22 protein-coding genes are annotated in these 24,580 nt (G+C 59.1%); 4 read left to right on the top strand and 18 right to left on the bottom strand.

Features of this window, described 5'->3' with window-relative positions; genetic code table 11:
- Positions 1-59: 59 nt before the first annotated feature.
- The gene (locus ACK4TM_RS03690) at positions 60-2,129 is read right to left on the bottom strand and encodes an extracellular solute-binding protein (RefSeq protein ID WP_409696907.1); all 2,070 of its coding nucleotides are present in this window, start codon (positions 2,127-2,129) and stop codon (positions 60-62) included.
- Between the two features lie 262 nt (positions 2,130-2,391).
- Here ACK4TM_RS03690 and ACK4TM_RS03685 point away from each other — a divergent pair, with 262 nt between their 5' ends.
- Genes ACK4TM_RS03685 through ACK4TM_RS03675 form a run of 3 tightly spaced genes read left to right on the top strand, consistent with a single transcriptional unit; the run spans position 2,392 to position 5,218 of the window.
- Positions 2,392-3,609, top strand: coding sequence for an NAD-dependent epimerase/dehydratase family protein (locus ACK4TM_RS03685; protein ID WP_409696904.1), 1,218 nt, complete (start codon positions 2,392-2,394; stop codon positions 3,607-3,609).
- Positions 3,606-4,406 carry a glycosyltransferase gene (locus ACK4TM_RS03680; protein WP_409696901.1) on the top strand — a complete coding sequence of 267 codons (801 nt, stop codon included), beginning with the start codon at positions 3,606-3,608 and terminating at the stop codon, positions 4,404-4,406. The genes ACK4TM_RS03685 and ACK4TM_RS03680 overlap by 4 nt, the downstream gene beginning before the upstream one ends.
- Positions 4,403-5,218, top strand: coding sequence for an NAD-dependent epimerase/dehydratase family protein (locus ACK4TM_RS03675; protein ID WP_409696897.1), 816 nt, complete (start codon positions 4,403-4,405; stop codon positions 5,216-5,218). Before ACK4TM_RS03680 ends, ACK4TM_RS03675 begins: the two co-directional genes overlap by 4 nt.
- A gap of 68 nt (positions 5,219-5,286) precedes the next feature.
- Here the strand turns inward: ACK4TM_RS03675 and rfbA are convergent, their stop codons facing one another.
- The 17 genes from rfbA to ACK4TM_RS03590 all read right to left on the bottom strand — a co-directional run bounded on the left by rfbA (position 5,287) and on the right by ACK4TM_RS03590 (position 22,848).
- Positions 5,287-6,159 carry a glucose-1-phosphate thymidylyltransferase RfbA gene (gene rfbA, locus ACK4TM_RS03670; RefSeq protein WP_409696894.1) on the bottom strand — a complete coding sequence of 291 codons (873 nt, stop codon included), beginning with the start codon at positions 6,157-6,159 and terminating at the stop codon, positions 5,287-5,289.
- Positions 6,156-7,013 carry a dTDP-4-dehydrorhamnose reductase gene (rfbD, locus tag ACK4TM_RS03665; RefSeq protein ID WP_409696891.1) on the bottom strand — a complete coding sequence of 286 codons (858 nt, stop codon included), beginning with the start codon at positions 7,011-7,013 and terminating at the stop codon, positions 6,156-6,158. Before rfbD ends, rfbA begins: the two co-directional genes overlap by 4 nt.
- On the bottom strand, positions 7,010-8,053 hold the full coding sequence (rfbB, locus tag ACK4TM_RS03660) for a dTDP-glucose 4,6-dehydratase (RefSeq protein WP_409696888.1): 1,044 nt from the start codon (positions 8,051-8,053) through the stop codon (positions 7,010-7,012). Before rfbB ends, rfbD begins: the two co-directional genes overlap by 4 nt.
- 4 nt (positions 8,054-8,057) lie before the next feature.
- Positions 8,058-8,618 (bottom strand): dTDP-4-dehydrorhamnose 3,5-epimerase, encoded by a 561-nt coding sequence (gene rfbC, locus ACK4TM_RS03655; RefSeq protein ID WP_409696885.1) that lies wholly within the window; start codon positions 8,616-8,618, stop codon positions 8,058-8,060.
- Positions 8,619-8,683: 65 nt separating this feature from the next.
- Positions 8,684-9,823: a glycosyltransferase family 4 protein gene (locus tag ACK4TM_RS03650; RefSeq protein WP_409696882.1), complete on the bottom strand. Its 1,140-nt coding sequence runs from the start codon at positions 9,821-9,823 to the stop codon at positions 8,684-8,686.
- 108 nt (positions 9,824-9,931) lie between these two features.
- A complete protein-coding gene (locus ACK4TM_RS03645) occupies positions 9,932-10,999 on the bottom strand; it encodes an EpsG family protein (RefSeq protein ID WP_409696879.1) in 1,068 nt (355 codons plus the stop codon).
- Positions 10,999-12,078, bottom strand: a complete 1,080-nt coding sequence (locus tag ACK4TM_RS03640) for a glycosyltransferase family 4 protein (RefSeq protein ID WP_409696875.1) — start codon at positions 12,076-12,078, stop codon at positions 10,999-11,001. The genes ACK4TM_RS03645 and ACK4TM_RS03640 overlap by 1 nt, the downstream gene beginning before the upstream one ends.
- Positions 12,075-14,069, bottom strand: coding sequence for an asparagine synthase (glutamine-hydrolyzing) (gene asnB, locus ACK4TM_RS03635; RefSeq protein WP_409696872.1), 1,995 nt, complete (start codon positions 14,067-14,069; stop codon positions 12,075-12,077). Before asnB ends, ACK4TM_RS03640 begins: the two co-directional genes overlap by 4 nt.
- On the bottom strand, positions 14,069-15,280 hold the full coding sequence (locus tag ACK4TM_RS03630; RefSeq protein WP_409696869.1) for a glycosyltransferase: 1,212 nt from the start codon (positions 15,278-15,280) through the stop codon (positions 14,069-14,071). The genes asnB and ACK4TM_RS03630 overlap by 1 nt, the downstream gene beginning before the upstream one ends.
- Positions 15,271-16,359 (bottom strand): glycosyltransferase, encoded by a 1,089-nt coding sequence (locus tag ACK4TM_RS03625; protein ID WP_409696866.1) that lies wholly within the window; start codon positions 16,357-16,359, stop codon positions 15,271-15,273. Before ACK4TM_RS03625 ends, ACK4TM_RS03630 begins: the two co-directional genes overlap by 10 nt.
- Before the next feature lie 24 nt (positions 16,360-16,383).
- On the bottom strand, positions 16,384-17,391 hold the full coding sequence (locus ACK4TM_RS03620) for a glycosyltransferase family 61 protein (RefSeq protein WP_409696863.1): 1,008 nt from the start codon (positions 17,389-17,391) through the stop codon (positions 16,384-16,386).
- A 106-nt stretch (positions 17,392-17,497) separates the two neighbouring features.
- Positions 17,498-18,355 carry a polysaccharide pyruvyl transferase family protein gene (locus ACK4TM_RS03615; protein ID WP_409696860.1) on the bottom strand — a complete coding sequence of 286 codons (858 nt, stop codon included), beginning with the start codon at positions 18,353-18,355 and terminating at the stop codon, positions 17,498-17,500.
- Positions 18,356-18,407: 52 nt separating this feature from the next.
- Positions 18,408-19,868, bottom strand: coding sequence for an oligosaccharide flippase family protein (locus ACK4TM_RS03610; RefSeq protein WP_409696857.1), 1,461 nt, complete (start codon positions 19,866-19,868; stop codon positions 18,408-18,410).
- Positions 19,869-19,909: 41 nt separating this feature from the next.
- On the bottom strand, positions 19,910-20,143 hold the full coding sequence (locus tag ACK4TM_RS03605) for a GNAT family N-acetyltransferase (protein WP_409696854.1): 234 nt from the start codon (positions 20,141-20,143) through the stop codon (positions 19,910-19,912).
- On the bottom strand, positions 20,143-21,414 hold the full coding sequence (gene tviB, locus ACK4TM_RS03600) for a Vi polysaccharide biosynthesis UDP-N-acetylglucosamine C-6 dehydrogenase TviB (RefSeq protein WP_409696851.1): 1,272 nt from the start codon (positions 21,412-21,414) through the stop codon (positions 20,143-20,145). Before tviB ends, ACK4TM_RS03605 begins: the two co-directional genes overlap by 1 nt.
- Positions 21,414-22,469 (bottom strand): NAD-dependent epimerase/dehydratase family protein, encoded by a 1,056-nt coding sequence (locus ACK4TM_RS03595; RefSeq protein ID WP_409696848.1) that lies wholly within the window; start codon positions 22,467-22,469, stop codon positions 21,414-21,416. The genes tviB and ACK4TM_RS03595 overlap by 1 nt, the downstream gene beginning before the upstream one ends.
- A 1-nt stretch (position 22,470) precedes the next feature.
- A complete protein-coding gene (locus ACK4TM_RS03590; protein WP_409696845.1) occupies positions 22,471-22,848 on the bottom strand; it encodes a MarR family EPS-associated transcriptional regulator in 378 nt (125 codons plus the stop codon).
- A gap of 285 nt (positions 22,849-23,133) precedes the next feature.
- Between ACK4TM_RS03590 and ACK4TM_RS03585 the strand changes: the two genes are divergently transcribed.
- On the top strand, positions 23,134-24,580 hold a 1,447-nt coding region (locus tag ACK4TM_RS03585), incomplete at its 3' end, for a YjbH domain-containing protein (RefSeq protein WP_409696841.1).

Here is a 24,580-nt window from a genome sequence, read left to right as displayed (position 1 = left end):
AGCGAATGGGTAGGATGGCCGGTCGCCCGCCCATCCCTGCAAAGCCTGTGATTGGGGCGTCAGTTCAGCGCCTGATCGGCGAACCAGGTCTTGATCTCGGCTTCATGTGCGACCGCAAAAGCATCCGAGGCGACAAGGTAACGCTGCCCCTCTGGCGGGCCATCGGGGCGGCGCACGGCCCCTGTGACGGTCGGTTCGAACTTGCCGTCTGACGGAATCGCAGCGGCCAGATGGCTTTGCGTTGCGGGTTCCAGCAGCCAGTCGATGAACGCCTTTGCCGCCTCTGGCCGGGTCGTACTGGCGCTGATGCCTGCACCGCGGACCACGCCCGGTGCGCCATCCTCTGGCCAGACGACGCTGACCGGCACTTCACCATCGGCCATCACCGTATAGGCCACCTGCGAGGTGATCAGCGCCAGCGAGATATCGCCCGAGGCGAGTGCCGCACCCGTCGGCCCATTGGTGCGGAACACCCGCATCCCGTTTTCAAAGAAGCTGGTGAACAGATCGCGCGCGCCTGCATCCCCCAGGTCTTCAAAAAACTGCGCAACGCAGGGATAGGCCGGGGCCGCGACCGCCGGATCGGCCATGCCGAATTGCCCGTTGAAACGCGGATCGGCCAGATCGGCAAAGCTGGTTGGCGGGGTCTCGACCAGATCGGTGCGGTAAAGCATGACGCAGGACGCGGCGAGGCCAATAGGGAACCATGACCGGTTTTCCGGCAGATAGGTCTGGCCGATGTCGTTGAGGTTATCGAGATTGGCAGGCTCCACCCCGCGCAACAGCGCCTCTTGCTGGTCGAGCATGTGAAAGGTGTAAGATCCGTTGAAGATCAGCACATCCCATTGCGGGTTGTTGGCTTCGGCGGCGATGCGGGCAAGGATTTCACCACCCGACATCTGCACGACATCCACCTCGCGGCCGGTGTCGGCCTCGAAACGGTCGGTGATCGCGCCTTCGAAATCATTGGTATAAAGCACGAGCGGCCCTGCGGCATCCTGGGCCGCAACGGGCAGACCAAGAACGGTGGCAGAGGTCACGGCAGCCGTGCCGAGAATTGTCTGGAAAGGGGTCATGGGCATGTCACTTTCGGTACTGTTACTGGATGGCACAGGGCCTTGTGACCCCGGGCGCACCCTTGGGCTAAGCCGCCCATGCGTCAGTTTTGTAACAGCGCCCGGCGGCAATTCCGGAACAGACGGTTCCTGTTTCGGAACCCTTTGGCCCCACGACAGAAAATCGGATTTCACCTGCGTCGCGATCTGATCGGCACAATAGCGCAGCGTCGCATTCATGGTCTGCCGCGACGGTGTCAACAGCGTCATGGCAACTGCGGGACCTGTCCAATCGGGCAGGATGCGGCGCAAGGCCCCGGTCGCCAGCGCGGCACGCGCGGCGAATTCCGGCATCAGCGCCAGACCTGTGCCGTCCAAAGCCGCCTGCGTCAGCACATCCGTATAGGCAGTGATCAGGCGCGGCGCGCGCGGCAACGGCGCGCCCTGCCCTGCTGCGTCTGACAGCAGACAGGTTTCAGGACGCGCATCCACCCCGTAGACAAGCAGGTCATGTGCCGCCAGATCCGCGAGGGTGGCGGGCGTGTCGCAATGATCCAGATATCCGGCTGCAGCGACAAGGATCAGCGGATTGCGGCAGATCCGCCGCTGGATCAGGGCGGTGTCGCGCAATGTCCAGCTATGCGCGCGCAGCAAAAGATCGCTGGCATCGCCGACCGGGTCGGGGTCGCGTTCGGACACGTCCAGCGTAAAGGAAAGCTCCGGATGCGGTGCCATCAACCGCGCCAGATAGGCCGGCAGTCGCGCGGCGATCAACGATGTCACCGACAGCACCACCTGCCCTGCGATTTCGCGCTTTGCCCGCAGCAGACGGTCTTCGGCATCACGCGCGGCCTGCACCATGCGTTGACCCAGATCATAGGCCTCCTGCCCCGCGGGCGTCAGGGTAAACGCCTCGCCACTGCGGATGATCAGCCGGGTCTTGAGCTGCGCTTCCAGCCCGGCAAGGCGGCGGCTGATTGTCGATTTCGGCAGGTTCAGCGCGCGCCCGGCTTTCAGGATGCCCTGATGTTCGACGATGGCCACAAACAGACGCAGATCGTTCAGGTCAATCATCATGCCCCCTTCGGTCAGGTTCTGGCAGCCGCACCGCCTGCGCGGCTAGCGCCGGAATGTAACGGGATTATGTCATCAAGCGTCCGCGAGCCGGCAGCATCATGCGAAACCACGGATTTGGGGCCAGGTCCGCCATCGGCGTTGAGCTGATGCCTGCGCATCGCGACTGACACAAAACTTTAGTATGACATAGACGCGGCACGGCGATACGCTATGACGCGAATGCACTGCGATTAGAGCGCCGGATAAAAGGAATGTTTTGATGAAGATAGCGGTTCTTGGGGGAGACGGTTTTTGCGGCTGGCCGACCACGCTGCACCTGTCGCAGGCCGGACATGAGGTCCATATTATCGACAACCTGTCACGCCGCTGGATCGATACCGAACTAGGCGTGCAATCGCTGACGCCGATGGACAGCATTCAGGAACGTTGCCGGATCTGGAAACAGGAAACCGGTCGGACCCTGCATTTTCACCTTCTCGATATCGCCGGTGAATACCAGCGCTTGCGCCAATGGCTGGAAACGGAACGCCCCGATGCGATCATCCATTTCGCCGAACAGCGCGCAGCACCCTATTCGATGAAATCCGACCGCCACAAGGTCTATACCGTCAACAACAACGTCAACGCGACGCATAACCTGTTGACGGCAATGGTGGAAACCGGCCTTGACGCGCATCTGGTGCATCTGGGCACGATGGGTGTCTATGGCTATTCCAGCGTCGGCGCGCCGATCCCCGAAGGGTATCTGGATGTCGAGATAGACACGCCTGCGGGCAAGAAGGCACAGGAAATCCTGTATCCGACACGGCCCGGGTCGGTCTATCACATGACCAAATCGCTGGATCAGATCATGTTCCAGTTTTACGCCCAGAATGACGGGTTGCGGATCACCGACCTGCATCAGGGGATCGTCTGGGGCACGCATACCGCGCAGACGCAGCGCCATCCGCAATTGATCAACCGTTTCGATTATGACGGAGATTTCGGGACAGTGCTGAACCGTTTCCTGATTCAGGCGGCCATCGGCTATCCCCTGACCGTGCATGGCAGTGGCGGGCAGACGCGGGCGTTCATCCATATCAAGGATTCCGTGCGCTGTATTGAACTGGCTTTGTCCGATGCGCCCAAGGCGGGTGACCGGGTCAGGATATTCAACCAGATGACCGAAACCCACCGCGTCCGCGATCTGGCCGAAATGGTCGCGGGTCTGACCGGGGCCGAGATTGCCTGGCTGCCCAATCCGCGCAAGGAAGCCGCCGAAAATGACCTGATCGTGCAGAATGACCAGTTCCTGGCCCTTGGGCTGGAACCGACGACATTGGCAGACGGTCTGCTGGACGAAGTGGTCGAGATCGCGAAGAAGTTCCAGCATCGCGTGGACCGGACCCGCGTTCCGGCGGTCAGCGGCTGGACTAAGGAACTTGCCGCCAAGGTCGAAAACGATCCCGAAAAGAAGCGGTTGAAATCCGTTTCATGACCGCTGATGCCTATGTGACGCTGGTCACCAATGCTGATTTCGCGCTGGGTGCCAAAGCGCTGCTGCGGTCGCTGAACCTGTCGGGCACGCGTGCCGACAGGATCGTCATGCATACCGGCGGCGTGGCGCAGGGTGATCTTGCGCCGCTTGTGGCATTGGGCGCAAAGCTGCATCCTATGGACCTGCTGCCAACATCGGCGGCATTCAACGACCGCCACGCGCGCCGGACCCTGCACAGCGCCGCGCCTTTCACGAAGGGCACGAAACCTGCGTTTCACACGCCGCTTGATAATTTCGCCAAATTGCGGCTGTGGCAATTGCCATACGACAGGGTGATATTTCTTGATGCAGATACGCTGGTGTTGAAGAATATCGACAGGCTTTTCGCTTATCCGGAATTCTGTGCTGCGCCGAATGTCTATGAAGGGCTTGGGGATTTTCAGCGCCTGAATTCGGGCGTTTTCACCGCCCGGCCTGATCCCGCGACCTTTGACGCGATGCTGGTGCGGCTTGACCGGCCCGATGCTTTCTGGCGGCGCACGGATCAGACGTTCCTGCAGGAATTCTTTCCCGACTGGCACGGGCTGCCTGTCTTCATGAATATGCTGCAATATGTCTGGTTCAACCTGCCTGAGCTGTGGCACTGGCCCGATATCCATGTGCTGCATTTCCAATATGAAAAGCCGTGGCAGGATCATGACAAGGCAGACCGCCTGCGCGTGCTCATTGATTTGTGGCAAGCCTATGCCGGCGACGGGCCAGTGCCCGACCCTGCCCGCCTTCCCGCGCCGCGATGAAAATCGCGGTCACTGGCGGCACCGGGCGTGTCGGTCGGTTCATCGTCGCCGAAGCCATTGCTGCGGGTGATGACGTCCTGTCGCTGTCGCGCCCGCAATATAGCCTGGGCGATTGTCCCCTGCTGCAAGGCTGTGACGCGCTGGTGCATTGCGCATTTCAGCATGCGCCAGGGCGCTATCGCGGCGGCGAAGGCGACGATCCCGCCGGATTCATCCGCGCAAACCTTGAGGGGTCCATCGTCCTGTTCAATGCGGCCAAGGACGCGAGCGTGTCGCGGGTGATCTTTCTCAGTTCCCGCGCCGTTTATGATGGCTATGCGCCCGGCACCACGTTGACCGAAGATATGCCACCCAGGCCGACCAGCCTTTATGGAAATATCAAATGGCAGGCCGAACAGGCGTTGGATGCCATGCAGGACGCGGCCTTCAGCGCGGCCTCGGTGCGCGCCACGGGAATATATGGTCCCGGTGGCGACCACAAATGGTCCAGCCTTTTTGCGGATTTTCTGGCCGGGCGGCAAATAGACCCGCGCAGGGGCACCGAATTGCATGGCGCGGACCTTGCCCGCGCGGTGCGTCTTTTGCTGACCTGCACCGACGGTGGCGCGTTCAACGCCTCTGACATCTTGCTTGACCGGCACGATCTGCTGGCGCGCGTTGCCGAAATCACCGGGACCCCCCATGCCCCGCCCGCCCCCAGCGATACCCCGGTCAGCGTCATGCGTTGCGACAGGTTGCGGGCGCTGGGCTGGTGCCCCTCGGGCTGGCCGGGGCTGGAACAGGTGTTGCCGGTGCTTCTTCACCGCGGATGATCTATCGCGGCGTCCCACATCAGGGCATGCGCGCAGGTTGATCTACCGTCTGCCGCTAGTGGGGAGCCTCAGTCGATCAGCCCTTCCAGATAGGCGCCATATTCGTTCTTGCCGAACCGTTTTGCCCGCACGCGCAACGCCTCTTTGTCGATCCAGCCTTTGGCAAAGGCAATCTCATCCGGGCTGCCGGTTTGCAGGCCTTGCCGGGTTTCGAGGGTGCGCACGAAATTGCCCGCGTCCAGCAGGCTGGCATGGGTGCCGGTATCAAGCCAGGCATAGCCACGGCCCATCGTCTCAACCGTCAGCGTGCCTTCTGCGAGATACATTTCCAGCAGCGTCGTGATTTCCATCTCACCCCTTGCTGACGGTTTGACGCGCGCCGCCTTTTCCGAGGCGGTGCCGTCAAGGCAATAAAGCCCGGTGACAGCGAAATGCGAAGGTGGGTTGTTGGGTTTCTCGATGATGCCGCGCACTTTGCCGTTGCTATCAAAATCCACCACGCCATAGCGTTCGGGGTCTGCGACCCGGTAGCCAAAGACGGTCCCCCCGCTGTCGCGCGTCATGGCGCGGGCCAGCATTTCGGGCAGACCGTGACCAAAGAAAATGTTGTCGCCAAGCACCATCAGCGATCCGGCACCATCCAGGAAATCTGCCGCCAGCGTATAAGCCTGCGCCAGGCCATCCGGGCTGGGTTGGGTGATGTAGGTCAGCTGGATGCCCCACTGGCTGCCGTCCCCTAGCACGCGGCGGAACTGATCGGAATCCTCGGGCGTCGTGATCACTGCGATTTCGCGGATACCGGCGAGCATCAACGCGGACAGCGGATAATAGATCATCGGTTTGTCATAGACCGGCAAAAGCTGTTTCGACACGCCGATCGTGACCGGATAAAGCCGCGTGCCAGAGCCACCAGCCAGAATGATACCTTTACGATTGGTCATGTGCGACCCTTTCCAAGTTCCGTCAATATGTCATGCAGCCCGGCGCGCCAGTCTGGCCGCGCAAGGCCGAAAACCGCCCCTGTCGCGCCGCAATCCAGCCGCGAATTCAGGGGCCGTTGCGCCGGTGTCGGGTAATCGCTGGTCGGGATGCCGGTGACGGCCACGTCGCGTCCAGCGGCGGCAAAGATCGCGCTGGCAAAATCTTTCCAGCTGACATCGGGCGCGCCTGCGAAATGATAGATGCCCGTCTTGCCCGGATCGGCAATCAGTTGTTCCGCGATGGCAAGGCAGGCAGTTGCGATATCGGCAGCACAGGTCGGCCCGCCGATCTGGTCATCGACGATGTTCAGCGCATCGCGGGTTTCTGACAGGCGCAGCATGGTGCGTATGAAGTTCGCGCCATGTGCCGAGACGACCCATGACGTGCGCAGGATCGCATAGGTCCCGCCTGCCTGCTGGATCGCGCGTTCGCCCGCCAGTTTTGACCTGCCATAGGCGTTGACCGGGGCGGCAGGATCGCCCGGTTGTCGGGGGGCTGTCCCGCTGCCGTCAAAGACGTAGTCGGTCGAGATATGTACCAGCGGGATGCCAAGCGCCGCGCAGGTCTGCGCCATGGCGGCGGGTGCGTCGGCGTTGATGCGCGTCGCTGTCGCCTCTTCCGCCTCGGCCCGGTCGACGGCGGTATAGGCAGCGGCATTGATCACGGCGGTGGGCGCATATTCGCGGATCGCGGCGGCGCAGGCCGCTGGGTCGGTCAGATCAGCCGCCTCACGTCCCAGAAAAATCGCATCCGGCGCGCAGCGCGACAGTTCCATGGACACCTGCCCCGTGCGCCCGAAGACCAGCAGGGTCATGCTGTCACACCCAGCCGTTCGCCGACACCGGCACGGTTTTGCAGGGCGCGCCACCAGTTTTCGTTGGCAAGGAACCAATCGACGGTGCGCGCCAGCCCCTCTTCTATCGTGACTGAGGGCCGCCAGCCCAGTTCCTCGCGGATGCGCGTCGGGTCGATGGCATAACGCGCGTCATGGCCGGGCCGATCCGTCACAAAGGTGATCAGATCAGCATAGGACCCTGTACTGCGTGGGCGTTTTTCATCCAGAATGGTACAGATCGTATGCACCAGTTGCAGATTGCTGCGCTCATTTTCGCCACCGATGTTATAGCTGCGGCCAAGCGGAGCCTTTTCCAGCACCAGCAGCAAGGCGTCGGCGTGATCTTCGACATAAAGCCAGTCACGCACGTTCGATCCGTCGCCGTAGATCGGCAGCGGCTTGCCTGCCAGGGCGTTCAGGATGATCACCGGCACCAGCTTTTCAGGGAAATGGAACGGACCGTAATTGTTGGAACAATTGCTCAGCACCACCGGCAGGCCATAGGTTTCACCCCAGGCACGCACCAGATGGTCACTGGCGGCCTTGGACGCCGAATAGGGGCTGCGCGGACCATAGGGCGTATCTTCGGTGAACTGCCCGGTGGCACCGAGCGAGCCGAACACTTCATCTGTTGAAATGTGGTGGAACCGAAAGGTATCAGGCTTGCCCTGCGCCGCCCAATAGGCGCGCGCCGCTTCCAGCATATGATAGGTGCCGGTGATGTTGGTTTCGATAAAGGTGCCCGGCCCGTCAATAGACCGGTCCACATGGCTTTCCGCGGCCAGATGCATCACCGCATCGGGTTGGTGCCGGGCGAATATCCGGTCCAACGCCTTGCGATCCCGGATATCGGCATGTTCAAAGCTGTAGCGCGGGCTTTGCGCGGCTTCGGCGACATTGTCGGGGCAAGCCGCATAGGTCAGCGCATCAAGATTAACGACGCTATGACCGCGCGCGATGGCCAACCGTACCACGGCTGATCCGATAAAGCCGCAGCCGCCGGTGATCAGAAGTTTCATCTGCTTAACCCTTCCACGTGAAATATGCCGGCAGATCTGCCAGATGCGGCGCTGTCGCGTCCTTGTCCGACAGGATCGGCGCGCCGGACAGCCCCCAGTCGATCCCGATCGCGGGATCGTCGAACCGCACGGCGGCATCGCAATCCGGGGCGTAGTAATCGGAACATTTATACACAATCTCGGTATCCGGTTCGCGGGTGACAAAGCCATGCAGGAAACCGGCCGGGATCAGCAATTGTCTGCCATTTTCAAAGCTCAGATCCACCCCCGCCCATTGCCCATAGGTCGGGCTGCCGTGCCGGATATCGACAGCGACATCATAAAGCGCGCCGCGCCCGCACCGCACCAGCTTTGCCTGTGCATGCGGCGGGGTCTGAAAATGCAGCCCCCGCAAGGTGCCAGCCTGTTGCGATACCGAATGATTGTCCTGCACGAAATCGATATCGATCCCCGCCTCCATCATCCGCTGCCGGTTCCAGCTTTCGGAGAAGAACCCACGATGATCGCCAAAGCGACGCGGTGTCAGGATCAAAAGGCCCAGGAGAGAGGTGTGTTCAATGTCCATGAAGGGGTCTTCGCCTTTTACGTGAATTTTCTAACCAAGCCTGTAACGGTCGCATCACCAGCCCGTCAATCGCTGCGCAGGTTGCGCGACGCTGCGCCTTCGGTCAGGCGCGCGATTGCATCACGATAGGCACGCACCACGATGGCCTGATCATAGTCGCGCGCAATCATGGCCCGGCCCGCCAGCCCCATCGCCTGTTGCGCGACAGCCGGCATCGCCAGAAACCGCGTCATCGCCGCGGCAAGGCTGTCTGCGCTGCGGACATCGCAGAGCAGGCCGGAAACGTCCCGTTCCACCACGGCGCGACAGCCGGGCACATCGGTGGTGATCACCGGGCGGGCCATGGCGGCGGCTTCGATCAGCGTGCGCGGCGCACCTTCCCTGTAAGAGGGAAGAACCACGCAGGAGGCCGCGGCAATGGCAGGACGCACATCATCCGTCGTGCCAAGATATTCCACAAGGCCCGCTGCCACCCAGCCCTGCACGGTTGCCAGATCAATGGCGCTGCGGTTTTCCGATCCGGCGGCGCCCAGCAACTGAAACCGCGCAGCCGGATGGCGGGTTTTGATCTGGCGCGCTGCGTCCACGAATTCGATCACGCCTTTGTCGCGCAAGAGGCGGGCAATCATCAGGAATACCGGCGGGGTGTCCTGCAGTGGGTATGCAAAAGGCGCAAAATGATCAAGGTCGATACCCGAACCGGGCAACAGGCGCGCCTGATCCACACGCAGCAATTTGCGGGTCACGAACAGATCGCGGTCGTCTTCATTCTGAAAAAACACGACCGGCAAGGCATCAAAGGACCGACGATAAAGCTGTTCGGTCACCATCTGCAGGACCCTGCCCGATAGAAATGCCGTTCCCAGCCCGGTGACATTCGGCACAAACGGCACACCCGTTGCGCGCGCAGCCCTTGCGCCGAAGATGTTGTTCTTGATCGTGTAGCTGAGCACGACATCAGGCTGTTCTTCGGCGAAAACCCGTTTGAACCGCCGCTGCAGTGTCAGACCCTCCAGCGGGTTCAGCCCTTTCACATCCATCGCGAATGGCAGGAAGCGGCAGCCGATGTCGCGCAGCAGCGCCACCGCGTCGTCCGGCGGGGCCAGCACCGTGACGCGATGCCCGTCAGCAATCAGCGCCGCGACCACAGGGCGGCGGAAATTCCAGATGTTCCAGGCGGCATTCGCCGTGATCAAAATGTGCATGAGGTTTTTGTTCCGGAACGCATGAGAGCGCGCACCGCCCAGGTTAAATGTTGTTCAAGGATCAGATCGCAACGGGCGAAGGTGCAACCTTCACATCCTGACCGCAGCTCATCTCAGCATATCTCCGCCTGGCAGGCCGAACAGCCAGCTATCATATGGCATGTAGCATTGGCGAAAATGCCCTGACGTCTGTGTCCATACCGCGAAAATAAGCAGCACCGCCAGATAAGGCAGCGCTGAGTGGAGCGATTGACTGGACCGGAATGACAAAAACGGCAGGCGGGCGAAGATCATCGCCTGAATGGGGATCAGGTAATACCCCAGCCTGTCGCCGATGACGCTCGACACCGGAACCACAAGAAAGGCGAGCGCCATGCCAATCGCACCCACGCTTGCAAGGCTGTAATCCTGCGGAAAATGACGCATCCATTTTTTCCGGATGAACAGGAAGAAATACATGGCCGAAAGGCCCAGAAACCCGACTCGGAACGCTGCGCCGAAAGCTTCGACGCCTGTCCCGATATAGCGGCTGCTCGCCACTTCTGCGCTATCCCCCCCCATCAGCAGGATGGCACCGGGAACGGCCAGCAGCGCCGCGGTGGCCAGACGCGTCTTGTTATAGCGTCCGGTAGCGACCGGCACCAGCAGCAGGAAAACCAGCACACTGGAATGGAAACCGGCAGCCAGCACCACCCAAAACGTAAACCAGACCGGCCGACGGTCAGTAAAGGCCGTGAATGCGATGCAAAGCAAGCCGATGGCGGCACCCTGCCGGATGCCTGACATCGGCATGTTGATGATCAGAACCGGAAACAGCAGCACCAGAAAGCCCAGCGGATCGGGCTGCCGTCGCGCCAGAACGTGAACCCCGATGAAAAACACTGCGCTGGAGACGATATTGGCGACCGGATACGGCAGCCCGGTGGCGTGAATACCCGACAGGATCGCCCACCAGATCGGTTCGCGCCCGGCCGCAATCGTCGCCCAATCCCTACCGGCGGCAGCAAGATACTGGAAATAATAGCCCGACCAGTCGCATCCCACCTGAAACCGGAAGGCCGAGAATGCAAACAGGCCCAGCAGAACAGCGTAATAGAGCTGACGGCTCAGCCGCTTGGCCTGCGCCAATGACAGACGCAGCAGGAACAGCATATTGGCAAGGCCGAGGTAGAGCATCAGAGAACGCCCTGCCTTTCGGCGACGCTGCGCAACATCTGCGCCACGCGCGGCCCCCAGACCTGCAGGGAATAATGGTCCTCGACCTTGCGGCGGCCCGCCGCCCCCATCCGCTGGCGCAGGTCGGCGTCATTCAGCAATGTGGCGATAGCGGTGCGCCAGTCTTCATCGGTTTCCGCCAGAAAGCCGTTCACGCCATGCTCTACAATATCGCGATTGACCCCGACCGGCGACGCGACAACCGGCAGACCGCAGGCCATATACTGGATCAGCTTGTAGCCGCATTTGCCCTTTGTCCAGGGCGTGTCGGGTAGCGGCATCACACCGATATCCATGCTCTGGATCAACGCGACTTCGGTGGCTTCCGTCCAGGGCAGAATTTCAAGCGTGCCGGAGGTTTCAGCCTGCATGCCCGCTCCGACCGCGCGGAACATCGCCCGCTTCTGTGCCAGCAACGGGTCCAAGATGCCATGGATGGAATGGGCGAGTTCTTTCCATGTCTGCGGTGTCCCGATCCAACCGATACGGGCTGTGTCGCCGGATTTTTGCGTCGCGTCAACGTCATAGGCATCCAGATCGACAACGGTCGGTACCGTCTCGACGCGGTTGGCACCGGCGCGGCGGGCATGATCGGCCAGATATTCATTGCCCGCCACCACGACAGCCGAGGCGGCCATGACCCGCCCGATCTTGCGACCCAAGAGCGCACGCACCACGCCGTGCCGGTGTGTGTCATAGCGATGAAAGACCGCATCATCATAGTCACTGACGATGGGCACCCCGCGCGGCAGAACGGCACCTTCGATCAGCCAGGGAATCCATGGCAAAGCTTCATATTCAAGCCAAATTACATCCGGCCTTGGTCCCTGACGCATTTGCCGAAGGCGTTGCCGCATATATGCCAGCGTGCTGCCGCGCGCACCCTGCCCGGAATACAGCGCCCGGAGATAGGCGTCGTCGAAGAATGGCGCGACCTGAACATTGAGGCCTTCGCGCGCCAACACGGGCAGATACTGCATGCTGCGCAACCGGCTGGACGCACCAAGACGTGAATACCGCGACAAAAGCAGGATATTCATGCGTTCACCTGTGCTGCCTTCCAGGCCTGAAACATCAAGATAGCCCAGAGCCGCGCGGACCAATCCCGCCGACCTGAGAGGTGTTCGGACCATGTCTGCCGGATCATTTGCACATTGAACAGACCGTCTTCGGCCAGACGCGTAGGCGACAGCAGGTCTTCGGCCCAATCGCGCAATGGGCCTCGCAGCCACAGGCCGATCGGGATTGCAAAGCCCGCCTTGGGGCGGTCAATGATCTCGCGTGGGACATGCTGATAAAGCACCTGTCGCAAGGCCCATTTCCCCTGTCCGTTGCGAATTTTCATGTCCATCGGCAGACGGGCAGCGAGTGCGATCACCTCCGGATCCAGGAATGGCGTGCGCGTTTCGAGGCTGATCCCCATAGCAGCGCGGTCGACCTTGCACAGGATGTCGTCGGGCAGGTAGCTGCGCATGTCCTGCACCATCATCCGCATTGCTGGATCGTCAGCACCGAAGGCCGGTAGCGGATCGTCAAGCAGCGACCCGGCCTCGCGCGAATCCCCGACAATCACCTTTTCCGGCTCGACCCATGTGCTGGCCATGTTGCGATAGAGATCATCAATATTGTCGGTCAGGCGCAGGCGCTCTCCCATCCTATGGGCTTTCAGACCCAGATCAGCGATACCGGCATCGCCGGGGCGGAAACGGTTATAGGCTGCGCCGACGCTGTTCCAGACCCGTTCCGGGAACGCCTGTGCCGCTTGTCCCGCAAGCCGCCTTAGCGGCGCTGGCAGGGCCGAAATCCGCCGCCACAGACCTGGACCACGGATATAGCGGTTGTAGCCGCCGAACAGTTCATCCCCGCCATCACCTGACAGCGCTACGGTCACATGCTGGCGAGCCGCGCGACAGACCAGATGCATAGGGATCTGCGATGAATCCGCGAACGGTTCGTCATATAGCTCCGGCAAATCGGGGATCACCTCTCTTGCATCTGCATCGGTCACACGCAATCTTGTGTGATCGGTTCCCAGATGCCGTGCCACTGCAGCGGCATGGGGAGATTCGTCAAATGCGGCTTCGTCGAAACCAATGGTGAAGGTTCGCACGCGTTGCGCACTTTCTGCCTGCATCAATGCAACGATTGCCGAACTATCCACCCCCCCGGACAGGAACGCACCAAGAGGCACATCGGAGATGGTTTGCTTTTTCACGGCCTTGCCCAGAACATGCCCCAGCATTCTGACCGCTTCGCCTTCATCCTTGATCGGGTTGCGCGCGCCCGCCTCAATCTCTGCGTTCAGATCCCAGTAGCGACGGATGCTGATACTCTCATGGCGTGCGCCAGGCCTGATCGGTGCCTTCGGCGGCAAGGCAGGCGGCGCGCCATCGACGCTGAGGATGGTGCCGGGTTCCAGCTTATAAATCCCGGGGTGAATGCTGCGGGGCGCGGGCACATAGAGAAACCGCAGATATTGCGCCAATCCGTCGCGGCAAACCTCTCGCGGGCAATCCGGATGCGCGCGCAAGGCCTTTAATTCAGATGCGAATACCAGATCGGCCCCGGCCCACCCCCAGTAAAGCGGTTTTTCACCGATCCTGTCCCGCGCAAGGCTGAGTCGATGATCCGCCCGGTCCCAGAGCGCCAGCGCGAACATCCCGTGCGCAAGCCGCAGCGCATCATCCAGCCCCCAATGCGCAATCGCGGCAAGCAGGGTTTCGGTGTCGGACTGCCCACGCCATTTCGGCGCGGCCCCTTCCGCCGCTAGCGCGGCGCGCAGGTCGAGATGGTTGTAAACCTCGCCATTATAGGCCAGCACATAGCGCCCGCAGGCCGAATGCATGGGCTGCGCCCCCGTCGCGCTCAGATCGAGGATCGCCAGCCGCCGGTGGCCCAGCCCGACCCCGCTGTCGGCCCAGACACCGCCATCATCGGGGCCGCGATGGGCCAGACGCGCGGTCATACGGGCGACCTGACCGGTGATGTCAGGACCCGAGCCAGCGCGCAGAAGGCCAGTCAAGCCGCACATCAGGCGTCTTCCTTGTTCAGGATCGCCGCATAGAGGGCGCGGTAGGATTGTGTGCCTGTCTGAAGAGAAAAGACATTGTGTGCCGTGGCCCGGCAACGCGCGGGCAGCTCGGGGTCTTGCATCAGCGCTTGCAATGCGTCGCACGCCTGTTCGATGTGCGCCGCGTCTGATCCCGCGACAATTACGCCCACGTTGTGTTTGCGGATGATATCGGCGACATCGCCGACCCCTTCATTCGCCACGACAGGTAGCCCGCAGCCCAGAACCTCGGCCATGCGGGTTGGGGAACGCCCAAGCTCGGATATTTCGCCGCCCGCATAAAACATCACCGAAAGGTCATGACCCCGCACCGCATCCGGCATGTCCTCGGACCGGCGCGGCCCGATATGGAGCCGTGACGTCAATTCGCTATCCGGGTCAAGCACGGCGCGCACCCGTGCCGCATCGTCCCGCGTCACAATCTCGAACCTTGCATCAGGGTCGCGCGCCGCCGCGACACGCAGCCAAGCGGCCAGCCAATCCGTGCGGAACCACCCTGACAGGACGGTGCCGATACAGCCATGCACAACCGGGCCAGCGGGTTTGTCCGACGCGGGCGTAAAGCGGTCCAGATCAGCGCAGGTGGGAATGACGACAAGGCGCTGGCGTTGCAATTCGCCGGGATACACCGAGCGCAGATATGTCACAGCGGCATGGGTCAGGGACACGACACCCGAGGATCTGGTCAGACAGGCCCGCTCTGCCCGCACGATGGCGCGATGCATCCACGACCCGCGCCGCAATCTTTGCGCGGTGATCAGCTCTTCCGGCCAGAGGGCGCGCATGTCAAAGATGAACGGCACCCCGGTCATCCGGCTGACGACGCCTGCGACGGCGGCCGGGATATAGGATCGGGCGTGGATCAACCGGATTCCGTTGCGCCGCACCTCGCGCCGGACCAGCCAGACCATCCGGATCATGCTAAAGGCCGGTGCGATGATCCTTGGACGCGGGCGAAAGCGTTGCGGCAACCAGCGGATGCCATGCGCGGCACATGCTGCGCGCGCGCGCGCCACGGCTGCGGTATCGGCCCAGTCATCGTGCTTTTCATAGGTGATCAGGGTAATGGCATAATCCCGCGACAAACCGCGCAGATAGGCCATCACCTGACTTTGCCCCAGTGGTTCCAGCAGGCCGTTGCGGGTAAGATAGAGTGTGGGGATCAGGGACATAACAATTCCAGATAACGGCTGGCCGCAATCGCAGGGGCGAAATCGGCGGCACGTTGTTTCAGCAAAGCGGGATCATGCGGCGCGGCAAGACCGGCCTGCATCGCCGCGGCAAGCGCATCTGCGTCACGCACCGGGACAAGGCGGCCATATGTGCCGTTCTCAAGGATCTCTGCCGGGCCAGAGGGGCAATCGGTCGCCACGACAGAGGTGCCGCAGGCCAGCGCCTCGACAATCACATTGCCGAAGCCTTCGTAATCGGACGAGAGCACGAAAAGATCGGCGGTTTGATAGAACGGTGTCGGATCGGGGTGGAAACCGGCAAAGATCACCTGTGACGCGACGCCAAGATCATCGGCAAGCGCGCGCAGCTCTGCCTCACCCGCGCCCGTGCCGACGAACATCAGCCTCGCGTCCGGACGCCCCATGCGGGCGAAGGCACGGAGGAGGAGTGGGTGGTTTTTCTGCGCCTTCATGCTGCCAATCGTCACGATGCGCGCGCCGTGGGGTGCGGCCCACAGGCTGTCTACATTACCCAGCAATGCCGCATCGGGCATGGGACGGGGCGGCACCGGGTTGTGAACCACCTCGAACATCCGCCGGGGCAGACGCGACAACGCCGCAATATCATCAGCAACCCCCGCAGAAACGCCCAAGCGCGCATGGGCAAGGCGATAGGATACCGCCATGCTGCCACGCAGGGCGGCCCGATGTAGCCCACCCCAGCGACCATATTGAATGGATAAGGTATTATGCTCTGACACGACGATATTGCCGCGATAACCGGAAAGCCGCATCAGCGGGGCGATCACCGTCAGCGGCCACATGGCGGCAAGCAATGCATCGGGTTGGTGCTGTTTGAGATAGCGCGCCAGAACGCGTGGCAGATTGCGTGCACGCGGGCAATTCAGATCGACCACCGGAAAGGCCGCCTGCGCCTCGGCCAGCAATGCGCCACGGGCCTGCATCAGCACGAAGGTGACGCTGTGGCCTTGGCGGGCGAATTCATGGGCAAGCACGAGACGGATACGCTCGACACCGCCGCCGCGCAGGTCGGGGAGGAGGATAGAAATTGTAGTCATAAGTTTCGATCCAATAGCCCAGTATTACAGTGATCTAACGGCCGAAATCACCGCGCTAGGATCCACATAGATATTACCGTGAAGCGTACCATATTTTTTTACAACCTCCGTGGGAGTACTAACAGCGTCATAGTTCCCCAATACAGCTATGTGCTTGATATGCAAGCAATGCGCAATAGCGCGATAGCATGAGTTTAGCAGATAGGTTTTCCTACGAGTTCCATAGGTAAGAGAAGAGTTCGGCTGCGGAAATATCTCAATTATAGTACTATTCTTATTCATAAAAATAGCATTAGATAGCGCTGCGCCATGCGGCGATACTATAATATCGGCATCTGAAAATAACTTGACCTGACTAGGAAAATCGAGATCTTCCATCTCGACAGCAATGAATCCGATACTCTCAAGCGAGGCGATAAGTTCAGGTTCATTTGATATTCTACGATGCCCCGCTCTTCTTCGACTGATATAGAAAAGAGATTTTTTACCTGATGCTTTAGAGATTCCTAAATAATGCATAAAGTAGTCAGATGTCTCCTGTAGGTCGGGGTTGCTAAACTCAAGGATAGTTTTCGGATTTCTTGCAAAGCTAACGTTACTTAAGAAAGTTAATCCACGATGCATCTTAATCAAATTACCACCGCTGATATTCATCAACCAAGATTCAAACCAGTTATTTGGAATTTTTTCTGGAATAAGAATTCTAGACCCTGCCCATGTCCGCCTCTGACTGAGCAAGCGAGGAACTGCCTCAATGAGCCAATGATAATAGCCAGATGACCAAGTATTATGAAACAGGATATTCTTATCGTTGTGAAATTTACAGTCAATTCCGTATCGTAAGGTTTGCTTAACCATCAGAGATGTCAACTCCCGACGTAACTCTACATATCCAGAATGGAAACTCTCATCTAGTGGGGTAAACTGTTTGAAGCAAACTCCAGATCGACTGACTCCACACCCACCGACATTAATTATGTCACTAGAACTTTCATTGACATAAAAATCCTGAAATAATCCGTTTTTATCCATTGCAATCATATCTCCGAATTGAGTCGAGAAATTTAAATCCCGATAGATATTTTTCTCCAGCGATGTCTACTGGAAACTCTCTTAACAAAAACTAATCCTTTAATAACTATTTACCTCTAAAGCGTGGTGGAAAGTTGGATAATAAAACTGAACTTTCTCCAGTATAGGCTTTAACTTTACAAAAATTTGAAGGCTTATCAACTAATCTAAAGAGAGCAGCGTGACCATCAATCTCTATACAATTTTCTGCAGGTCTGTCTGTAGTGCTGTAGTAGTCCATGAATTTGAAAGAACCACCAAGAAGGCGATCTGATACTGAAATCCATCTGTTGGGAACATTATAGCTATCAGCTAAAATTAAACCATGCAGAGAGGAAGAAAAAACATAATCACATTGGCATAGATCGTTTATGAAGTCTTCAGGTTGCTGCCGGACACTGATAATTTTCACGCACTTTTGGCTTAAAGAGTTAACGTAGTCGGAGAGAATATCCTCATCAGAAAAGTGTGGAATAACGCCAATACAGCCTACTTTTAGACCGCTAGGGTTATAAAAATGCGGCATTAGGACCGCGGGATCACCTAGCGGAACATGTGTTAAGTCAACACCGAGATGAAAGCTAAGCATATCTCGCGTCTGCTTTCCCCTTAATGCATAAATATTTTCTGCTTTAATGCTTCGCTTTGGCCGATGTCCATCAATAGAGCCGCTCCCCCATATGTAGCTAAATTGGCTCGCCGATCCAATTACGCTACCGACGGCACGAATGTGAGGAGTCATTGAGCTACTAACTCGTAAAATTGAACTTCCACTCAATCTTGGAATCAAATATTCATTTAAAAGATCGCCAACATTTGGTATTCCAGTGAAATAAACGACTGGAGTAGCTCCTGGGTTGTCGTGTTTCAATTTTAGATCGGAAATTATTCGAGATAATGCACCAATACTACCACGATTTATCACGCTTCTACTCCCTTTGGTTGTTCAGTTCTAAATATAAGAGTCATTCTTAACTTCATCTAATCGGCCAACCGGCCGAAGAATATAACCGAGACAAGCGCGTTAAAATTTTCCCACCCGGACCGATCTTAATTAATACAACACGTATACCAAATATTGCCGTGATCCCAGAAAGCAGTGGCGCTACAATTAAAGTAGCGATCTGATCGAATTGCGCTAGAATCAACAAAACAATTGAAAGAGATACATGCATGGTGAGTAATCTTATAGAAAGCGACATCCACTTGAACTTGAGAAATTTAATTGCAAGGAGGTTTAGCAACGCAAAGTGCGCAGCGTAAGCGAACAGGAAAGCTGGGCCAGTCACTATTAGGCCAAACTTATTTAATCCCGGTAGAAGAATGATAAGAAACACCACATTGAAATTAATTTGGGTTAATAAAAATATTTTACTGCGTGCAGCTGCTGCGAACGCAAAACTTAGTGCCCAACACGCCAGCTTGAAGACGTTGCCAACGGTTTGCCATTGAAGCAATTCCGCTGCAGGTGCGAAATCAACTGTGTAAAGTAAAGTTGTAATCCAGGGTGCCAGTCCTAGCATAAGCAGCAGTACCGGTCCTCCAATGGCCAGTCCGATCTGAACTTGGTCGTTTATCAATCGGTTCGTGGCGGCGCGGTCGTTAATAACGCCGGCTAAGCGAGGATAGTAGTCGGAGGCTAAGGCCCCCAGTAAAACGCTAATATAGGTCATTGAGATCGCCCAAGCGGCGGCGAAATGGCCCGCGGCCTCCAGCCCTAGGTCTCGCGTGATCAGCCCGCGCACCAAAAGCAGGGTTGCCGCCGTGGCAAGCCCGCCCAGCATGAAGGCCGCGCCCAGTTTCGCCATCGGTTTCCACACCTGCCAAAGCGCGGCTGCGCTGGGGCGGATCGCCGTGGGTTGCGGCAGACGCCGGGTATAGCGCAGGGCGATCACGATGATCGCCAGCGGCTGAATCACGACGAACCAGATCAGCCCCGGCGCGCCATAGGCCCAGACCGCCGCCAGGCCCGCGATGGTGCCGACCAGCGCGCTCAGCACCGTGACGCGCCCCAGATCGCCGATCCGTCGCATCCCTTGCAGCAATGTCGTCTGTGCGGTGCCAAGCAGGGTCAGCAAGATGGCAACGCCGATCAGGCCGACCTCGGTCGCATAGCTTTGATCCCCGAACAGCCATGCCGATATCGGCGCGCGCAGCAGCCACACCGCCAGCATGGCCAGCGCGCCCTGCACCAGATGCGCCGCCAGCAGCACCCGCCGGACGCGGCTCAGTTCCTGTTCTTCACCCTTGGCGCTGGCGATCTGGCGCACACCGCTGGACCCCATGCCCAGCCCGGCGGCGGTCGTGACCACCCCCAGAAGGCTGTGATAAATGCTGAGCAGCCCCACACCCGACGGCCCGAGCAGGATGGCCAATACCTTCATCCGCAGAATGGAAATCATGATATTGACGGCCTGCGCGCCGCCGATCACCGCCATGGACCGGATCAGCCCACGAGAGTTATTTGGCACCGGATCAGTCACACCAATCCAACCAGTTCGCGACACACCAGCGCGGCCTCATCCTGCCCCATCTCGCGCGCTTTATAGGCCTCTATCCAGTTGCGTTGGTCCGCGACCGTGCCCGTCACGGGTGACAGATGGCCATTATAGGCCGGGTCACTGCGCAACCTGTGGATATAGGCCGCATCTTCCGGCTGCACCAGCCGGAGCGACAGGTGAATGCCGTCGATAGGAGAGAGCGTTTGCGCCATCACAGCCTCAGATCGCTGTCTTGCAGATCAAGAACATTCTTCAGGTCATAAAGCACGTGATCCGCTTTGCCGAAACCGCGCATCACCTCTGCCCCCATCGCCCTGAACTGGTCATGCGCGACGGCCAGAACGATCCCGTCGTAACGCCCATCCTGCGGCTGCGACACAAGGGTCAGGCCATATTCATGACGCGCCTCATCCGCATTCGCCCAAGGGTCGTGGACATCAACCTGCAGCCCGTAATCCTGCAATTCGCGCACCACATCGACCACGCGGGTGTTGCGCAGGTCGGGGCAATTTTCCTTGAAGGTCATGCCCAGCACCAAGACTTTCGACCCGTCGACGTGGATCCGGCGTTTCAGCATCGCCTTGACCAATTGTCCGGCCACATAGGCCCCCATGCCGTCATTGATCCGCCGCCCGGCCAGGATCACCTGAGGGTGATACCCGATCTCTTCGGCCTTGTGCGTCAGGTAATAGGGGTCCACGCCGATGCAATGGCCGCCGACCAGACCGGGGCGGAAGGGCAGAAAATTCCACTTTGTCCCGGCGGCCTTCAGCACCGCCTCGGTGTCGATGCCCATCTTGTTGAAGATGATCGCCAGTTCATTGACCAGCGCGATGTTCAGGTCGCGCTGTGTATTCTCGATCACCTTCGCGGCCTCTGCGACACGAATGCTTTCGGCCTTGTAGGTCCCGGCGGTGATGATGCTGGCATAAAGCTGATCCACCTTGTCCGCGATGTCAGGCGTAGAGCCAGAGGTGACCTTGCGGATATCCGGCAGGCGGTGGGTCTTGTCGCCCGGATTGATCCGTTCGGGCGAATAGCCGGCGAAAAAGTCCGTGTTGAACTTCAGGCCCGAGACGTGTTCCAGCACCGGCACGCAATCTTCCTCCGTGGCCCCCGGATAGACCGTGGATTCGTAAATCACGATATCGCCGCGTTTCAGCACCTTGCCCAGGGTTTCGGATGCCTTGATCAGCGGTGTCAGATCGGGGCGTTTATGCGCGTCAATCGGGGTCGGCACCGTGACGATATAGATATTCGCCGCGGCCAGATCGCCCGGATCGGTGGTGAATGACAGATGCGCCGCCCCGCGCAACTCATTTGCGGGCACTTCGAGCGTGCTGTCATGGCCATTCCGCAGGGCATCGATGCGGGCGGCGTTGATGTCAAAGCCGATCACAGGCCGGATCTTGCCAAACTCTACCGCGAGCGGAAGACCGACATAGCCAAGGCCGATAACGGCGATTTTCTGGTTATCCGGCATCATTTCCCCGCATAATCCCGATACCATTTCACAAATCGCGCGATACCGTCGCGGAAATCTGTCTGGGGGCGATATCCGGTGAGTGTCTGCAACAATTCGGCATTGGCCCAAGTCGCGGGCACGTCGCCGGTCTGCATGCCCATATAGTTCCGCTCTGCCTTCTGCCCCAGGCAATCCTCGATCGCGTCGACGAAATCCAGCAGGCGCACCTTGTCGGAATTGCCGATATTGACCACACGGTAAGGTGCCACGGGCGACAGGCTGTCCCCCTCAGGCACAACGCCGTCGGTAGGGCGCACAGGCACTGCGTCAATCAGCAGCCGGATCGCGCGCACCAGATCATCGACATAGGTAAAGTCGCGATACATGTCGCCGTGATTATAGATGTCGATCGGGCGGCCATCGAGGATCGCATCCACGAATTTATAAAGCGCGAGATCGGGGCGACCCCATGGTCCGTAGACCGTGAAGAACCGGAACATCGTGGTCGGCAGATCGTAGATATGCGCATAGGCATGCGCCATGCTTTCATTCGCCTTTTTCGTGGCGGCATAGATGGTCAGCTGGGTGTCGGCCTTTTCGGTCTCGATGAAAGGCATTTCGGTATTGGCACCATAGACCGAAGAGGTCGAGGCCATCAGCAGATGCTTTACCTCCAGCCGCCGTGCCGCCTCCATCACATTGAAGGTGCCGATGACGTTGGCATCAAGATAGGCGCGCGGATTTTCCAGGCTGTAACGGACGCCGGCTTGCGCGGCCAGATGGACGATCACATCAGGCGCGAAGGCGTCGGCGGTGCGGTCGAACAGCGCCTGATCTTCCAGCAGCCCCTCTGTCGCGGCAAAATGCGGGTTCTGCAGCAGCATCTGATGCCGCCGCTGTTTCAGCGCCACGTCGTAGTAATCGGTCATGCCGTCAAACCCATGGACAACAAACCCTTCGGCCAGCAGCAATTTGGCCAGATGAAAGCCGATAAAGCCCGCAGTGCCGGTGATCAGGACCCGCCTTTTGTCGGTGCCGTCATTCTTTTCGGGGGCAGACACAGGGTTATTCACATTAATTACCTTCTGATTTCGCTTTTATTTTAGCCAGCTCGTTTTGCGGCAAATCCGCCGCGACCGCTTCGATCTCGGCCCGGAGCAGATCGTATTCCGCCATTTTCCGGGTCAAAAACCGCTTGGTCAGATCGGCCTTCGCCGCAATCCCTTTTGGTGTCAGGACATAGGCGTAACGCCGCTTGTCTTCCGCCGCACTGAAATTGCCCAGCTTGACCAAGCCCTTTTCCAGCAGTGCGCTGATTACATAATGCACCCCGCCGGTGCTAACGCCGACGGCCCTGGCAAGGTCGCGCTGGCTCATTTCAGGGTCATCCTGCAACAGGCGCAGGATGCGGAACTGCACATCTTCACGTAGCTTTTCGCGCTGTGTGGTCATATCCAACTGACTTTCACATGGGCTTTGGCACAAAGACGGCAGGTTGCGGGTTTCCAGAGCGTGACCCATCACGATCACGACTGCTCAAGTTTGAGCAGTAGCGCCGCTGGCCATGAAGTTCAACACCCTTCTCGCTCAGGTTGCGATGCATGTTGTGGCGGAAAATAGACAAAATACGCAGGCACGAGGGAATTACACTTCGACATGCGCGGCGCGCCCATGCTAGGAGACACGGGCACCGAAACTGACCGGCTCATCGCTAATCCGGGCTATAGGACCTGACCGATGATCAAAAACACCTCTCTGAAAATCGTCAAACTTATGCTGCTTTCCAGCGCGGCTGGCCTGCATCCCGCGGCTTTGGCGGCGCAGGATATGTCAAGCGTGAACAGCTATGGCATGCCGGGCCATGTGGATATGCCCGCAGCCGTGCCTTTCGATGATGCAGAGTTCATGACCGTCTTCGCGCTGACGGAAACCGAGCGCAAATATACGCTGACCTTTCAGATTATACCGCGGCTGACCGGGGCATTTCGATACAGCATTATCGATGAGTTCCGGAATCGCGAAGAACAGCGTTTTGACCGCAGTTTCGACATCCAGTATCAATTGCTGGACGAGGGTCGCCTGACACCCGGCGTCGCCATCGGTCTGCGTGATTTCATCGGCACGGGCTTGTACAGCGGCGAATATGTCGTCGCGTCGAAACATCTGACGCCGGACATACTTGGCACTGCGGGAATCGGCTGGGGGACGCTTGCGACGCGCAACGGTTTTGACAACCCGCTGGGCCGGCTGGATGACCGGTTCAACCAGCGCGTCCGGGAACAAAGCCTTGGTGGCGAATTGAACACGACTCAATGGTTTCGGGGGGATGCGGCGGTCTTTGCCGGGCTGACATGGCGGTTGGACGACAGATTGTCATTCAGTGCAGAATATTCATCCGATGCGACGCAATTGTCCGGTGACAGCAGCGATGAGGGGTCTGCAATCAATGTCGGGGTCGATTACCGCCTGCGTCCGGGCATCACCCTTGGCGCGCAATATCTGCAGGGCGACACCCTTGGCGCCACGGCTGAATTCGCGCTGAACCCGCGCAAGGCCCCGATGGGCGGCGATATGTCCCCTGCCCCGATTCCATATGCCCCGCGTGACGGCAGTGCCGCCGGTTGGGCTGGTCCCGTCATTCAGGATGCGATCCCGGCGGATGCGCGCAATCAGGCGCTGGCAGCGGGGTTGCAGGGCGAAGGCATGGTATTGCAGGCGATCGCCCTGTCCGACACCGCCGTGCTGGTGCAGGTCCAGAACAACCGGTTCGACAGCAACGCGCAGGCCATCGGACGCATCGCGCGACTGCTGAGCCTGACGATGCCGGCACAGGTCGAACAATTCGATATAGAGCTGGTCGAAAACGGGGTCGCCCTATCGCGCGTGACGTTGCAGCGCGCCGATCTGGAACGGCTGGAATATCAGCCCGATTTCATCAATGCGAGCCTGGCCGCCGCAAGGATCGGCCCTGCCGAAGCTGATCCTGATCTTGTTTCATTGTCGCACCCGCGCTTTTCCTGGGGGCTGGGGCCATATGTCGGATTTGCCCTCTTTGATCCCGAAAGCCCTCTGCGTGCAGATCTGGGGGTAGAGGCTGCGGCAAGTTACCATCTGACGCCCAGCCTGTCGGTGTCGGGTGCGCTGCGCGCCAAGGTATTCGGCAATCGTGACGAATCTGACCGCA

Origin of the sequence: Yoonia sp. (genome assembly GCF_046292185.1) — a bacterium.
GTDB lineage: Bacteria > Pseudomonadota > Alphaproteobacteria > Rhodobacterales > Rhodobacteraceae > Yoonia.
The sequence above is the reverse complement of the archived record's forward strand: the minus strand, read 5'-3'. Positions and strand labels throughout refer to the sequence as shown.

Excerpts from the sequence above, each read along its gene's own strand:
- ACK4TM_RS03690 (WP_409696907.1), bottom strand. The coding sequence starts at position 2,129 with ATGATTGACCTGAACGATCTGCGTCTGTTTGTGGCCATCGTCGAACAT.
- ACK4TM_RS03685 (WP_409696904.1), top strand. The coding sequence starts at position 2,392 with ATGAAGATAGCGGTTCTTGGGGGAGACGGTTTTTGCGGCTGGCCGACC.
- ACK4TM_RS03680 (WP_409696901.1), top strand. The coding sequence starts at position 3,606 with ATGACCGCTGATGCCTATGTGACGCTGGTCACCAATGCTGATTTCGCG.
- ACK4TM_RS03675 (WP_409696897.1), top strand. The coding sequence starts at position 4,403 with ATGAAAATCGCGGTCACTGGCGGCACCGGGCGTGTCGGTCGGTTCATC.
- rfbA (WP_409696894.1), bottom strand. The coding sequence starts at position 6,159 with ATGACCAATCGTAAAGGTATCATTCTGGCTGGTGGCTCTGGCACGCGG.
- rfbD (WP_409696891.1), bottom strand. The coding sequence starts at position 7,013 with ATGACCCTGCTGGTCTTCGGGCGCACGGGGCAGGTGTCCATGGAACTG.
- rfbB (WP_409696888.1), bottom strand. The coding sequence starts at position 8,053 with ATGAAACTTCTGATCACCGGCGGCTGCGGCTTTATCGGATCAGCCGTG.
- rfbC (WP_409696885.1), bottom strand. The coding sequence starts at position 8,618 with ATGGACATTGAACACACCTCTCTCCTGGGCCTTTTGATCCTGACACCG.
- ACK4TM_RS03650 (WP_409696882.1), bottom strand. The coding sequence starts at position 9,823 with ATGCACATTTTGATCACGGCGAATGCCGCCTGGAACATCTGGAATTTC.
- ACK4TM_RS03645 (WP_409696879.1), bottom strand. The coding sequence starts at position 10,999 with ATGCTCTACCTCGGCCTTGCCAATATGCTGTTCCTGCTGCGTCTGTCA.
- ACK4TM_RS03640 (WP_409696875.1), bottom strand. The coding sequence starts at position 12,078 with ATGAATATCCTGCTTTTGTCGCGGTATTCACGTCTTGGTGCGTCCAGC.
- asnB (WP_409696872.1), bottom strand. The coding sequence starts at position 14,069 with ATGTGCGGCTTGACTGGCCTTCTGCGCGCTGGCTCGGGTCCTGACATC.
- ACK4TM_RS03630 (WP_409696869.1), bottom strand. The coding sequence starts at position 15,280 with ATGTCCCTGATCCCCACACTCTATCTTACCCGCAACGGCCTGCTGGAA.
- ACK4TM_RS03625 (WP_409696866.1), bottom strand. The coding sequence starts at position 16,359 with ATGACTACAATTTCTATCCTCCTCCCCGACCTGCGCGGCGGCGGTGTC.
- ACK4TM_RS03620 (WP_409696863.1), bottom strand. The coding sequence starts at position 17,391 with ATGGATAAAAACGGATTATTTCAGGATTTTTATGTCAATGAAAGTTCT.
- ACK4TM_RS03610 (WP_409696857.1), bottom strand. The coding sequence starts at position 19,868 with ATGGCGGTGATCGGCGGCGCGCAGGCCGTCAATATCATGATTTCCATT.
- ACK4TM_RS03605 (WP_409696854.1), bottom strand. The coding sequence starts at position 20,143 with ATGGCGCAAACGCTCTCTCCTATCGACGGCATTCACCTGTCGCTCCGG.
- tviB (WP_409696851.1), bottom strand. The coding sequence starts at position 21,414 with ATGCCGGATAACCAGAAAATCGCCGTTATCGGCCTTGGCTATGTCGGT.
- ACK4TM_RS03590 (WP_409696845.1), bottom strand. The coding sequence starts at position 22,848 with ATGACCACACAGCGCGAAAAGCTACGTGAAGATGTGCAGTTCCGCATC.